This window comes from Pseudomonas sp. Marseille-QA0332 (assembly GCF_054950175.1).
The window spans coordinates 1,342,465-1,355,146 of the sequence record NZ_CM143106.1; the positions used below are offsets into that span (position 1 = coordinate 1,342,465).

Annotated in this window: 12 protein-coding genes; 3 read left to right on the forward strand and 9 right to left on the reverse strand. The window is 65.4% G+C overall.

Annotated features, from left to right (window positions below; all coding sequences use genetic code 11):
- Positions 1–8: 8 nt before the first annotated feature.
- The 8 genes from ACY8GK_RS06335 to ACY8GK_RS06370 all read right to left on the reverse strand — a co-directional run bounded on the left by ACY8GK_RS06335 (position 9) and on the right by ACY8GK_RS06370 (position 7,904).
- On the reverse strand, positions 9–1,184 hold the full coding sequence (locus ACY8GK_RS06335) for an NAD(P)/FAD-dependent oxidoreductase (protein WP_462402617.1): 1,176 nt from the start codon (positions 1,182–1,184) through the stop codon (positions 9–11).
- Complete coding sequence (locus ACY8GK_RS06340; RefSeq protein ID WP_462402618.1) at positions 1,177–2,553, reverse strand: FAD-dependent oxidoreductase; 1,377 nt, start codon at positions 2,551–2,553, stop codon at positions 1,177–1,179. Before ACY8GK_RS06340 ends, ACY8GK_RS06335 begins: the two co-directional genes overlap by 8 nt.
- On the reverse strand, positions 2,550–2,903 hold the full coding sequence (locus ACY8GK_RS06345; protein WP_196178465.1) for a (2Fe-2S)-binding protein: 354 nt from the start codon (positions 2,901–2,903) through the stop codon (positions 2,550–2,552). Before ACY8GK_RS06345 ends, ACY8GK_RS06340 begins: the two co-directional genes overlap by 4 nt.
- Entirely contained in the window at positions 2,893–4,026 is a 1,134-nt protein-coding gene (locus tag ACY8GK_RS06350) for an NAD(P)/FAD-dependent oxidoreductase (RefSeq protein WP_196178463.1), read from the reverse strand. The genes ACY8GK_RS06345 and ACY8GK_RS06350 overlap by 11 nt, the downstream gene beginning before the upstream one ends.
- Positions 4,023–4,820 (reverse strand): ABC transporter permease, encoded by a 798-nt coding sequence (locus ACY8GK_RS06355; protein WP_196178461.1) that lies wholly within the window; start codon positions 4,818–4,820, stop codon positions 4,023–4,025. The genes ACY8GK_RS06350 and ACY8GK_RS06355 overlap by 4 nt, the downstream gene beginning before the upstream one ends.
- 6 nt (positions 4,821–4,826) lie before the next feature.
- Positions 4,827–5,699, reverse strand: coding sequence for an ABC transporter permease (locus tag ACY8GK_RS06360; RefSeq protein WP_196178459.1), 873 nt, complete (start codon positions 5,697–5,699; stop codon positions 4,827–4,829).
- Complete coding sequence (locus tag ACY8GK_RS06365; RefSeq protein WP_196178457.1) at positions 5,686–6,759, reverse strand: ABC transporter ATP-binding protein; 1,074 nt, start codon at positions 6,757–6,759, stop codon at positions 5,686–5,688. Before ACY8GK_RS06365 ends, ACY8GK_RS06360 begins: the two co-directional genes overlap by 14 nt.
- A gap of 68 nt (positions 6,760–6,827) precedes the next feature.
- On the reverse strand, positions 6,828–7,904 hold the full coding sequence (locus ACY8GK_RS06370; protein WP_462402619.1) for an ABC transporter substrate-binding protein: 1,077 nt from the start codon (positions 7,902–7,904) through the stop codon (positions 6,828–6,830).
- Positions 7,905–8,119: 215 nt separating this feature from the next.
- Between ACY8GK_RS06370 and ACY8GK_RS06375 the strand changes: the two genes are divergently transcribed.
- A complete protein-coding gene (locus ACY8GK_RS06375) occupies positions 8,120–9,100 on the forward strand; it encodes a LysR substrate-binding domain-containing protein (RefSeq protein ID WP_196178453.1) in 981 nt (326 codons plus the stop codon).
- Here ACY8GK_RS06375 and ACY8GK_RS06380 read toward each other — a convergent pair.
- A complete protein-coding gene (locus ACY8GK_RS06380; protein ID WP_462402620.1) occupies positions 9,023–9,907 on the reverse strand; it encodes an EamA family transporter in 885 nt (294 codons plus the stop codon). The two genes, ACY8GK_RS06375 and ACY8GK_RS06380, sit on opposite strands and share 78 nt — an antisense overlap.
- 151 nt (positions 9,908–10,058) lie before the next feature.
- Here ACY8GK_RS06380 and ACY8GK_RS06385 point away from each other — a divergent pair, with 151 nt between their 5' ends.
- A complete protein-coding gene (locus ACY8GK_RS06385) occupies positions 10,059–11,366 on the forward strand; it encodes a substrate-binding domain-containing protein (protein ID WP_462402621.1) in 1,308 nt (435 codons plus the stop codon).
- Between the two features lie 201 nt (positions 11,367–11,567).
- Positions 11,568–12,665, forward strand: coding sequence for a TerC family protein (locus ACY8GK_RS06390; RefSeq protein WP_462402622.1), 1,098 nt, complete (start codon positions 11,568–11,570; stop codon positions 12,663–12,665).
- Positions 12,666–12,682: the final 17 nt, after the last annotated feature.

Below are 12,682 nucleotides of genomic sequence, written 5' to 3' on the forward strand. Positions count from 1 at the left end.
GGAGCTCCTCAAGGTGAAGTGGTAGGTGTAGCGGGTTGAAACGAAGACGAGGCGTTGCCGGTCGGGCCGAATCGATCGATGGCAAATGCCTTCAGGTCGATGTCGGAGCGCTCTCCGAGGATGAGCTGGGCCAGGCGTTTGCCGGTGCCAGGACCCATCTGGAAGCCGCTGCCAGAAAAACCGAATGCGTAGCTCAGGTTGCTGGCCTTGCTGCTGGCGCCGATCACTGGCAGGTCGTCGGCGGTAAAGGCTTCGACGCCGGCCCAGACCCGGTTGACCGCCAGGTGTCGCAAGTGCGGAAACAGATCGGTGACAGTCCGCGCACTGCTGCTCAAGCGGGACATCTCGACCTCGCCGTGGCGGGCCGGGAAATCCAGCGAGCCCACGAGCTTGCCGCCGATCACCAAGGTGCCGTTGGCAAACTGCTTGAACGACAGTGCCCTGCCGGTGGCGCCCAGTACCGGGCGACAGAAAGGCGCGACGCGGTGCGTGACCATCAGCATCAGCCCTTCGGGATGCACCGGGACCGGTTCGCCGATCTGCGCCGCCAGCTCCCCGGCCCAGGCCCCCGCGGTGAGCACCAGGTGTTCGGCGCGGAAGCGGCCGGCCGGGGTGCTGACCTGCCAGTGGTTGCCGGCCTGCTCGATACGCTGCGCCGGGGTGCCTTCGTGGATGCGAACACCACGCTTCTGCGCAGCCAGGCGGAACGCGGTCACCGTCTTGAACGGCTGTGCGTAGCCATCCTGGCTGACCCAGATGCCCCCTGTCACATGCCGTGCCACGGCAGGGAGCAGTTCGAACACTTGGCTCGAATCGATCAAGCGCTCATGGGTGAAGCCCAGCGCCTGCAAGCGCTCGACACGTTGCCGACATGCCTCGAGCTCGGCCAGGTTCTCGGCCAGCTTGAGCTGGCCGCTGGGCACGAAGCCGCCATCGTCCCCGAGCAACGCGGGCAGTTCATGCCACAAGGCGCTCGACGACAACGACAACGGAATTTCCGCCGCGTGGCGCCCCAGGGTACGTACCCCGCCGGCATTCACGCCAGAGGCATGTCGGCCGCAATACTGCGCCTCGAGCAGGATCACCTCGACCCCGGCCCGAGCCAGATGCAAGGCCGTGCTCAGGCCATGGAGTCCGCCCCCGATCACCAGGACATCGGCCTGGCGCGATGTCGATTCAGTCACCGGCCAATTCTCCCAGGGTAATGGGCTTGATGGGCGGGCGGATGCGGTAATAACCCACCTCGGCGGCCGAAACGCCGCGCGCCTTGGCGATGACCTCGGTGACGGTCAGGCCGCACAGACGCCCCTGGCACGGCCCCATGCCACAACGGCCAAACGACTTGGCCTGGTTGGGGCCGGTACAGCCCATGGCCACGAATGCCCTCAACTGGCCGGCCGTCACTTCTTCACAGCGGCACACCAGGACCTGATCGGCAGGAATACGGTTGGCCTCCTTTGGCTGGTAAAGCGTGTCGAGAAATGGCCTGATGCGCAAGTTGGCTTGCAGCTGCGCACGCAGGGGCCGAGCCCGTCGATCACGCACCGCCGGGTCGAGCTTGCCTAGACGCGCGGCGACCGCCAGGGCCGCCAAGCGCCCTTGCAGCGTCGCGGCTTGCGCGCCACCGATGCCAGCGCCGTCACCGGCGACGTAGACCCCGGGTACGTCGAGCTCGCCCCAAGGGTCGAGGCGCGGACGGAAACACAGTTGCTGCTCGTCCCATTCGTGCCGGGCCCGCAGCGCCTGGCTCAGCTGGATGTTCGGGACCACTCCCTGGTGCAGGAGAATGCACCGAGTGGCGATTCGCCGGGTCTTGCCCGCCACGCTGAAGGTCAATGCTTGCGCCGCCTCCTGCCCTTCGATGGCCAGGTGCTCTGCTGCGTGGTAGTGAGCGATGCCGGCACTGCGCAGGCTGCGCATCAGCTCCAGCCCCTTTCTCAGGTAGGGCCATGCCCGCAGCGCGGCGAACAGGTGGCGCCGGGCTCGCCAGTAGTCCTCGGCTCGCGTGGTGTCCACCAGCGCCGCGATCCGCACGCCTGCGCGCAGATATTGCCAGCCCAGCAGGTACAACAGCGGCCCACACCCGGCCAGGACCACCGGTTCGCTCGGCACCAGCCCCGAGCCTTTGAGCAGGATCTGCGCGGCGCCCGCGGTCATGACCCCGGGCAAGGTCCAGCCAGCGATCGGAAACGGTCGCTCCATGGCACCCGTGGCCAGCACCACGGCCTTGGCTTGCAGCGCATGCAGGCATCCGTCTCGCAGGTAGCTGACGTGGTGCTCGCGGGTGACCTGCCATACCGAGGCGTCCGTTTCATGACGTACCTTCGACCTCGCCAGCGCCTGCGCCAGCTCGAAGCCGCGAGCGTAGTCGCTGCCCAGCACGTCTCGCCGCGATGGCGGTGCCAGGGTGATGCCACGGTAGATCTGCCCGCCCGGACTTGCCTGCTCGTCGAGCAACACCACCTGCAAGCCCAGCCCGGCCAGCTCGATCGCCGCGGCCATGCCGGCCGCCCCCGCGCCTATCACGACCACATCGGCCGATTGCTGGATCATGAGCGTACCTCCACGGCCTCGACGCCGGCGAATCGATAGACCAGGTCGCGCGCGCCTTCCTGGGAACGGATGCACATACCGTCCGCCACTTCGGTCAGGCAGCCCTGGCGATTGGGCACCCCGTCGATCTCGAGCAGGCATTCGAAGCACACGCCCATCATGCAATAAGGCGCGCGTGGCGACTCGCTGACCGGCGTGGCGCGAAACCGCCGGATGCCGGACATCAGCAGTGCCGCGGCCACGTTCGCGCCCGCCGGCACGGTCAAGGACTGGTCATTGAAACTAAAGGTCACGGTTGGCCTTGTCTCGGTTTCATCCGGCAAGGGCTTGAACGGCGAATCAGTGCGCATGGGAATACACCTTGTCAGTTAGAAACCGCTCGCCGCTGAACGCCCCCAGCTCGTCGGGCCTGGAGGCACCGGCGATCCATGGCGCGATACGCAACGCATGGGCAGCCGCCAGGGTGACACCGCTGTGACAGGTGATCACGAAGGCGCCTGGATGGGTGGCAGACTGCTGATAGATGGGGAATCCATCCGGGCTCATCACCCGCAGGGCGCCCCAGGCCCTGACCAGGCGCACGTCGCGTAGCAGCGGGAAAGTCGAGATGCCGCGCCGGGCAATGGCTGCCAGCACGTCGGTGGAGGTGCCGTCATCGAAGCCCACCTCTTCCATGGAGTCGCCCAGCTGTACCGTGCCTTCATCGGTCTGCCGGACGTTGATGGTGGGATACTCGAGGAACGGTCGCAGCCGTTCGCTGATCAGCACCTGCCCGCGATTGGGCGCCACCGGCGCATGCAGGCCGACCTGCCGTGCCAACGCCGGGTTGCCCAGCCCGGCGGCCAGGACGATTCTTGGCGCGACGAGGCACCCACGGTCGGTGAATATGCGAAACTCTCCCGAGGCGCTGTCGATCCGCTCGACCTGCACGCCGCTGTGCAAGCGCGCGCCCTTGGCCTGCGCCGATGCATGCAGGGCCCGCAGCAGCTTCAACGGGTTGAGGTGGCCATCCTGGGGCGTGTAGCTGGCCCCCACCACCTTGGGCCCGATCAATGGCAGGCGTGCCTTGAGTTCGGCGGCGTCAAGCATCTCGAATGGGTAATCGCCCAGGCTGTGGCGCAGGTTCTGCAGGCGGCGCTGGCGCTCCAGCAGCTCCTCGTCGCTGAAGCACATGTGGAAGCCACCCGGTTGGCGCAGTTGCACGTCGACGCCACTGTCTGCCAACAGCGCCTGGGCGAACGCGGGCCAACCCATGGCCGAGGAGCGGGTCCAGCGCGCGTACTCCGGCCGGCCGTATCCCTTGCCCTGCACCCAGACCAGACCAAAGTTGCCCCGCGAGGCTCGGTACGCCTGGTCACCCTGATCGAGGATCTCGACCCCGAGCCCTCGACAGGCCAGCCCGTAGGCCACCGCCATGCCTACCAGGCCGCCGCCGATGACGATCACATCCACATGCGCCAAGTCCTGGCTCATTTGCCTTCTCCGATCAACACCCGGTCAAGCCCGACCAGACGGTCGAGTACGAGCATCAGCAGCACGGTAGCGACGATCAGCACTGTCGAGACGGCAGTGATCAACGGATCGATGGTCTGGGCGATCTGGTTGTACATGGCCACTGGCAAGGTCGTGGTACCCGGCGTGGCGACGAACACGGTCATGGTCAGTTCGTCGAAGCTCTGGATGAACGCCAGCATCCAGCCGCCGATCACACCCGTGCGGATGCGTGGCAGCACCACGCGCCGAAACGCTGTCCAGCGTCCGGCGCCAAGCGACAGCGCCGCCTGTTCCACGTCACGCTCAAGGCCGATGGCCGAGGCCAGCGTCAGCCGCAATGCATAAGGCAGCACCACGATCACGTGGGTGAAGGCCAGGGCCCAGAACGAGCCACCGATCTGCGCCACCGAGAAGAAACGCAGGAAGGCGATGCCCAGCACCACCGACGGGATCATCAGCGGCGACAGCAGAAAGCCGGTGAGCGCACCGCGGCCGGCGAATTCGTAGCGACTGATGGCCATGGCCGCCGGAATCGCCAGCAGGGTCGCGATGCTGGCCGACACCAGCCCGAGCTTGAGCGACAGGTAGAAGGCATCGAGCATTTCCTGGTTGTCGAGCAAGGCGCGGAACCAGCGCAGCGACAGGCCATCGGTAGGCAGCGACAGGTAGCCCTTGTCGGTGAAGGCCATCGCCATCACCACCAGCAGCGGTGCGGCGATGAACGTGACGAACGCCAGGTGGAACAGCAGCGAGAAAAATCCGTTCTTGTGCATGGCAGCTCACTCGAAGACTTGCTTGAAGCGGCGCTCGGCCAGCTTGCTGCAACCCAGGATGATGATCAGGTTGGCGACCAGCAGGAGCATTGCGATGGCGGCACCGAGCGGCCAGTTGAGGGTGCCGAGGAATTCGTCGTAGGCGGCCGTGGCCACGACCTTCAGGCGTCGACCGCCGATGATCGCCGGGGTGGCGAACGCCGAAGCCGCCAGGGCGAACACAATGATCGAGCCGGAAAGAATGCCCGGCATGATCTGCGGCAGGATGATCCGGCGCAGCACCGTCAGGCGCGACGCGCCGAGCGAAAGGCCCGCCCACTCCACTTGCAGGTCCAGGCGTTGCAAGGTGGCCCACACCGCGATCACCATGAACGGCACCAGCACATGGCTCAGCGCGATGATCACGCCCGTCTGGGTGAACAGCATCCGCACAGGCTGCTCGACGATGCCCAGCGCCAGCAGCGCGTCGTTGATCAGCCCGTTGTTGCCCAGCAGGATGGCCCAGCCAAGCGTGCGCACGACCACGGAAATCAGCAAAGGCCCCAGCACCACCAGCAGGAACAGCGAGCGCCAGCGCGGTGCCATGCGCGCGATGATGATGGTTTCCGGTACACCGATCAGCACGCAGAGCGCCGTGACCGCCAAGGCCATGCCGCCGGTGCGCAGGAAGATCTCATGGAAATAGTCGTCGCCGAACACCTCCAGATAGTTGCCGAGGCTGTACACCGGCAACACGCCCTGCATGTCATTGAACAGGTTGAGCGAGAGGATGGCGGTCAAGGCCAGGGGTATCAGCAACAAGGCGATGAACACCAGCAACGCCGGACCGCTCAGCAGCCACGGCGCGGTCCCGACATGTTCGGCATCATACCTGGCCATGGGCAACCTCCCGGTCCAGCACGCGCAGGTCTTCGTCGGACCAGTCCAGCCCGACCTCGCTGTGTTCCTGCGGTGGCGGCGTGCCCAGGTTGGGCTGGGTCATGTGGACCATCCCGAAGCTGCTCTCCACCGCCAGCAACCACAGGTTGCCGAGAAATACCCGCAAGCGCACCCGCCCCTTCAGGCGCCCCTTGCCCACCTCGGTCAAGCGGATCTTCTCCGGACGGATATAGACGTTGACGTCATGCCCGAGCGAACGGTCCTCGTGGGGCACGTGCAGCACGGTATCGTTGACCTGAACATGGCAACACCGTGCATTGCGGGTCCGAACGGCACCGGCGAAGGCGTTGGTCTTGCCCAGGAAGGCCGAAGCGAAGGGCGAGTGCGGCCGCTCGTAGGCCTCGAAGGGCGTATCGATCTGCACGATGCGCCCCTTGTGCATCACGGCGATACGGTCGCTCATGGTCATGGCCTCGACCTGGTCATGGGTCACCAGGATGGTGGTGATCCCCAGCTCGCGCTGGATCGCCCGCAGCTCGATGTGCATTTCCTCGCGCAACTTGGCGTCGAGGTTGGACATCGGTTCGTCGAGCAGCAGCAGGTCGGGGCGTATCGCCAAGGCCCGGGCGATGGCGACCCGCTGGCGCTGCCCGCCGGAAAGCGCCTTGGGATAGCGTTCCCCCAAGCCACCCAGACGCACCAGGTCGAGCGCCTCGAGGATGCGCCTGCCGCGCTCGGGCTTGGCCACGCCGCGCATTTCCAGGCCAAAGCTGATGTTCTGCGCAACGGTCATGTGCGGGAACAGCGCATAGCTCTGGAAGACGATACCCAGACCCCGTCGCTCGGGACGTACATGGGTGATATCGCGTCCGTCGAGCACGATGCGACCTTCGGTGGGCTGTACGAACCCTGCAATGGACTGCAAGGTGGTGGTCTTGCCGCAGCCAGACGGCCCGAGCAAGGCGACGAATTCGCCTCGCTGTACGTCCAGGTTCAAGCCGTCGATGGCCGTGAAACTGCCATAGCGCTTGACGATGCCTTCGAGTGTGAGAAATGCCATAGACTTGCCACGCAGGCCGAAGCCTGCGTCTCCAGGAAAGTGTCGGGAAGGATCGGGGCAGCGGATCGCTAGCGCTCGACCGTACGATTCCAGCGCGTCGTCCACTCGCTGCGCTGCTGGTTGATCGTGTCCCAGTCGACCTTGATCAAGGCGTCGATCTTCTCTGGGCCATAGGGCATGCGCGCGGCGATTTCAAGCGCGAGGTCGACGTTGCGGTTGACCGGCGCGAAGCCGTTCTCGCGTGCCTGGATCTCCTGCACCTGCGGGGACAGCACGTGCTGGATGAACGCCTGCGCCAGTTCGCTCTGCGCATTGGGCGTGATGCTGCAGGCCGCCATCTGCAAGGCGACGCCGCCTTCCTTGGGATAGATGAACTTGAGCGGGAAGCCGGTACCTTGCAAGGCTACGGCGCGGCCGCTGCCATACACGGCCATGACCACGTCGCCGTTCTGCATCATGCCGTCCATCTCCCCTGGCGCCGAGACCCAGGCCAGCACGTTCGGCCCGATCTCATCCTTGAGGGCCTTGAAGCCCGGGTCGATGTTCTTCTCCCCGCCGCCGCGCAGGCGCGCCATTTCCACCAGGGTGTGCAAGCCGTAGGTGTTGGTCACCGGCGGCATGCCCAACAGCTGCCGGTAGCGTGGATCGGTCAGGTCTTCCCAGGAATCGGGCGGCGCCCAGCCACGCTTGCGGAACGCCTCTTCGTTGTAGCCGATGCCCGTGGCGACCACGCCGACGCCTGTCGCCTCGGGGCTGATGCGCGCCAGCGGATAGAGGTCCTGATAGACCGGCGCATCGCTGAGCTTTTCGCACAGCCCCAGTTGCAGCGCCTGGTACATCGGCCCGTCATCCATCAACGCCACGTTGATCTGCTGGCGGCCTTTCTGGGCCTGGAGCTTGGCCAAGGTCTCGGTCGAGTTGCCAGCCACGTAGACCACCTTGACGTCGTGCTGCTGCTCGAACGCCGGGATGACCTTGGTCTTGTACATCTGTTCGGTGGAGCCGCCGACGCCGGCCACGTACAGGGTCGGCTGGGCGGAGGCGGTAGCGCTGGCGAACCCGGCGAGGGCGATGGCGACAGCAGTGGCGATACGGGCCAGAGGGTGCAATGACGGCGTTGCAGCGGTGGTCTTGTAGTTATTCACAGACTATCTCCGAAGTGCTGGGGCAGATCGAACAATGCGTCAGTTGCTTCGGCGTCAATCGAAGCCATGCAGCGGGCTGCATGTTCCCGGTACCGCTCGGGTTGGCGCATCTTGTTGTGCGCTGAATCGCTGTCATGGAGTATTGCGAGGCATCATCCATATGGTCAAATCACAGTATCGGGATTAGCTATTCATATTCGATATGGAAGGTAAGGATGAATCTGAGGCAGATCGAGGCGTTCCGCAGCGTCATGCGACTGGGTTCGATGACGGCGGCGGCCCAGGCGCTGTACACCTCGCAACCCAATGTCAGCCGACTGATCGGCCAGCTCGAACTGAGCACCGGGCTGACCTTGTTCGAGCGCGCCGGCGTGCGCCTGGTCCCGACCCAGGAAGGCCAGGCGTTCTTCCAGGAAGTGGAGCGCGCCTATGTTGGCCTGGACAGCCTCAAGCATTCGGCCAAGCACATCCGCAACCTGGGCACCGGGCGCCTGCGCGTGGCCGGCGTGCCCTCGACCGGCCTGAGCGTGCTGCCGGCGGTGATCAAGCAGTTCCTCGATGCGCGTCCGGGGCTCACCGTGTCACTGCACGTGAACTCCTCGCCGACGGTCGAACAATGGGTGAAGTCGCAATTCTGCGATATCGGCATCGTGGTCCACCCTGGCGACGTGAACAGCCACCAGGTCGAACTGCTCGGCGAGATGGCTGCCGTGTGCGTCCTGCCGCATTCGCATGCGCTGGCCGAGCGGGCGCAGATCAGCCTCGCGGATCTCGAAGGCCAGGCCTTCATCTCGCTTTGTCATGGCGACGGCACGCGCTCGCTGGTCGATGACCTGTTCGACCAGGCAGGCGTCGAACGGGTGATGGCCGTCGAAGCGCAATACAGCGCGATCAGTTGCGAAATGGTCGCCCTGGGCATGGGGCTCACCCTGGCTCATCCACTGGTCGCCAGGGATTTCCTGCACCGGGAGGTCGTCATCCGGCCGTTCAAGCCGGATATCCTGTTCCCGACCTATGTCATCTGGCCCGCTGCGCAGACGCGTACGCGCCTGGCGCAGGAGTTCGTCGATGCGCTCAAGGTCTACTACCGCAGCGTCGGCGCTGGCGGCTTGCAGGTCTTAGCACAAGGCCGAGCGCAAGCGTTGCCCAAGGCGCGCGCCGAAGACGTTGACCAGCAGACCGAGCATGACCAGTAGCGCACCCCAGCCCTGTACGGCGGTGAGACGTTCGCCGAGCAGCCAGGCCGAGGAGCTCAGGCCGATGACCGGCACCAGCAGCGAGAACGGCGCCACCTTGCCGGCAGGATGCCGCGACAGCAAGGTGCTCCACAGGCTGTAGCCAAGCATGGTGGCGATGAAGGCCAGGTAGACGAGCGCCAGCACCGAGCTCCAGCCGATCCCCAGCAGCGCCTGGCTGATTTGCCGGGGTCCTTCCAGCCACCAGGACAGCGCGAGGAACGGCAACGGCGGAACCAGCCCGCCCCAGACCACCAACGCCACCAGGTCGACCGAGCCGAAGCGGCGCGTGATGATGTTGCCCATGCCCCACATGACGCCGGCGCACAGGGTCAGCAACAGCGCCAGCAGCGGCACATGGCTGCTATCTTCGCTACCGATCAGTGCCAGCCCGCCCGCGGCGACCAGCAGACCGAGCAGGCTGGCTGGGCGCAACCGCTCGCCCAAAAACAGCGCAGCGAAGAACAAGGTGAAGAAGGCTTGCGACTGCAGCACCAGCGAGGCCAGCCCCGGCGGCATGCCGCTGTACATGGCCTGGAACAGAAAGGCGAACTGGCCCAGGGAAATGCTGGCGCCATAGGCGATCAGCCAGCGCCAGGGCAGGTTCGGGCGCTTGACGAACAGCACCGCCGGGAACGCCACCAGCAGGAACCGCAAGGCGCCCAGCAACATTGGCGGCAGCCCGTCGAGCCCGACCTTGATGACCACGAAGTTCACCCCCCAGGCAATGATCACCACCAATGCCAGCAACAGATCCCTTGGCGGCATTGCGCCTCCTGCGTTGTAGTTGTAGAAATATTTCGTTACAGCATAAGCGGTTTGCCTGGGACAAGGCCAGCCTCGTCTGCTCCCCTGCTGTCACCTGCGGTTCATGCGTCCGGCGTAATCTGGCCGGCAACTACGGCCAGGACGCTTGGGCATGTATCGCCTCCTCATCGCGCTGGTGCTGCTGGCTCCCTTGGCCATGGCCGATTCGTCGGCGCTGCGCCTGCAGGGCTCCAACACCATTGGTGCCACGCTGGCACCGGCATTGGTCGCGGCAATGCTGGGCAGCCAAGGCGCGACCGAGGTCCGAATCCACCCCGGCTCGGCGAGCAACGAGGTGCTTGTCAGTGCGCAAGGCGTCGAAGCAGACCAGCTGCATGTCGAGATCGCCGCCCATGGCTCGAGCACCGGCTTCGTCGCGTTGGCCAGCGGACGAGCCGATATCGCTACCGCCTCGCGGGCCATCAGCGACGAGGAAGCACGACGCCTCCGCCCGCTCGGCGATCTGCGCTGCCCGGCCTGCGAACAGGTGATCGGCTTGGATGGCATTGCGGTGATCGTCCATCCCGACAACCCACTGTCGCAACTGAACACTCGGCAGTTGGCGCTGGTATTCGCTGGTGAAATACGACGCTGGGAGCAACTGGGTGTCGCCGGTGGCCAGATCCATCTGTATGCACGAGACGACCGCTCCGGCACCTTCGAGACCTTCAAGGCGTTGGTGCTGGATCCGAACGCTCGCCATCTGGACAGCGGCTCGCAGCGCTTCGAGTCCGCCGAAGCGCTGGCCGCCCGGATCCGCACCGATCGTCAGGGCATCGGCTTCGCCAGCCTGGGCAATGTCAATGGCAGCAAGGTGGTGGCGATCGCCGAAGGTGAGGCTCCGCCAATGCTGCCGACGCGTGCCTTGGTGGCCAGCGAGGACTACCCACTGGCGCGCCGCCTGTACTTCTACCTGCCCTTCGATACGGCCAGCCCCATGGCGCGTGCGCTGGTGGAATTCACCCAAAGTCCGGCAGGTCAGGCAATCGTCGCGCAGCAAGGCTTCGTCGCCCAGCAGATCGAGGCCGAGACGGTCGAGCGCAACGGCGCCTGGCCGCCGCGCTATCGCCAGCTGGCCGAACAAGCCAGGCGCCTGAACGTCAACTTCCGCTTTCGCGAAGGCAGCGCCGAGCTGGACAGCAAGGCGCTGCGCGATGTGCGGCGAGTGGTGGCCCATCTTCGCCAGACCGACAAGCTGCAAGGCAAGGTGGTGCTGGCAGGCTTCGGAGATTCCAAGCAAGCGCCAGGACGGGCCGCCCTGCTGTCGCGCTTGCGAGCCATGACCGTGCGCCGCGAGCTGGCCCGCGACGGTGTCCAGGTGCGCGAGGTGATCGGCCTGGGTGACGACCTGCCGGTAGCGGGCAACGACCAGTTGCAGGGACGCTTGCGCAATCGACGGGTCGAGATCTGGGTGCACTGAGACATGCACGGGTCAGACGCTGCGTCAGGACCCGTTGCCGCTTCCCAACTGGGTAAAGAAATGTAACACCCTCCTGCTCGGCAGCTGGCCAGGCTCGGTCTAGGCTCAGGTCATGTGATTACCGGGCCCCTCTGACGGCTGCCGAGCCGCCATGTCGGAATCACTGTTGCCAACGCAACGTCGACAATCAAGGAGGGGCTCATGACAGCTCTACACACCTTTCTCAGCACTCCCCTGCTCGGTACCAGCACCTGGCTCTGGCTGGTGTTCGCCGGCATCGTCATTGGCCTGCTGGTCCTGGATCTGGGCGTGCTGCACCGCACCGACCGGGAAATCGAAATGCGCGAGAGCCTGCTGCTGTACTCGGGCTACTTCAGCGTCGGCGTCCTGTTCGGGGTCTGGATCTGGTTCGAGCTGGGCGCGCAGGCGGCCATGGAGTTCTACACGGGTTTTCTAGTCGAGCAGTCGCTGTCGATGGACAATGTCTTCGTGATGGCGATGATCTTCGGCTTCTTCGCCATCCCTCGACGCTACCAGCATCGCGTGCTGTTCTGGGGCATCCTCGGCGTGGTGGTGCTACGCGCGATCATGATTGGCGTAGGCGCGGCACTGGTACAGAATTTCGCCTGGGTGCTGTACATCTTCGGCGCCTTCCTGCTGTTCACCGGGGTCAAGATGGCCCTGTCGCGCGAGGACAGCCACCCAGACCTGGCCCACAACCCGGTGCTGCGCTTCGTTCGTCGGCACATGCGCGTGAGCGACCGGCTGCACGGCGCGCATTTCTTCGTCCGGCTCACGCCTCCAGGCCAGTCCCGGGCGCTGCGCCATGCCACGCCGCTGTTCCTCGCCCTGGTGCTGATCGAACTGGCCGACCTGGTCTTCGCGGTCGACAGCGTTCCTGCCATCTTCGCCATCACCCAGGACCCGTTCATCGTGTACACCTCGAACATCTTTGCCATTCTCGGCCTGCGCTCGCTGTACTTCGCCCTGGCAGCGCTGATGCACCGCTTCGTCTACCTCAAGTACGCCCTGGCCCTGGTACTGGTGTTCATCGGCTGCAAGATCTTCTACCACGGCCTTGTCGGCAAGGTACCGGCCCTGCTCTCGCTGGGCGTGACCCTGGGCTTGCTGGTTGGCGGGGTCGTGCTTTCGCTGGTCAGGACCCGCGGGCAGCAGGTCCCGCCGACGCCGAGCGCGGGCCCCGCTACCGCGCAGGATTCCGCCACGGCGCCCGCGGCGAACCTTGTCGAGGGTTTGGCGGGTGAACGAGGTCGCGAGCAACCGCGTTTGCGAGAGTGAACGGGCTGGCGCGCAAG

Bases quoted from the DNA above. Each gene is read 5' to 3' on its own strand.
- ACY8GK_RS06340 (WP_462402618.1), bottom strand. From the start codon at position 2,553: ATGATCCAGCAATCGGCCGATGTGGTCGTGATAGGCGCGGGGGCGGCC.
- ACY8GK_RS06345 (WP_196178465.1), bottom strand. From the start codon at position 2,903: ATGCGCACTGATTCGCCGTTCAAGCCCTTGCCGGATGAAACCGAGACA.
- ACY8GK_RS06350 (WP_196178463.1), bottom strand. From the start codon at position 4,026: ATGAGCCAGGACTTGGCGCATGTGGATGTGATCGTCATCGGCGGCGGC.
- ACY8GK_RS06355 (WP_196178461.1), bottom strand. From the start codon at position 4,820: ATGCACAAGAACGGATTTTTCTCGCTGCTGTTCCACCTGGCGTTCGTC.
- ACY8GK_RS06360 (WP_196178459.1), bottom strand. From the start codon at position 5,699: ATGGCCAGGTATGATGCCGAACATGTCGGGACCGCGCCGTGGCTGCTG.
- ACY8GK_RS06365 (WP_196178457.1), bottom strand. From the start codon at position 6,759: ATGGCATTTCTCACACTCGAAGGCATCGTCAAGCGCTATGGCAGTTTC.
- ACY8GK_RS06375 (WP_196178453.1), top strand. From the start codon at position 8,120: ATGAATCTGAGGCAGATCGAGGCGTTCCGCAGCGTCATGCGACTGGGT.
- ACY8GK_RS06380 (WP_462402620.1), bottom strand. From the start codon at position 9,907: ATGCCGCCAAGGGATCTGTTGCTGGCATTGGTGGTGATCATTGCCTGG.
- ACY8GK_RS06385 (WP_462402621.1), top strand. From the start codon at position 10,059: ATGTATCGCCTCCTCATCGCGCTGGTGCTGCTGGCTCCCTTGGCCATG.
- ACY8GK_RS06390 (WP_462402622.1), top strand. From the start codon at position 11,568: ATGACAGCTCTACACACCTTTCTCAGCACTCCCCTGCTCGGTACCAGC.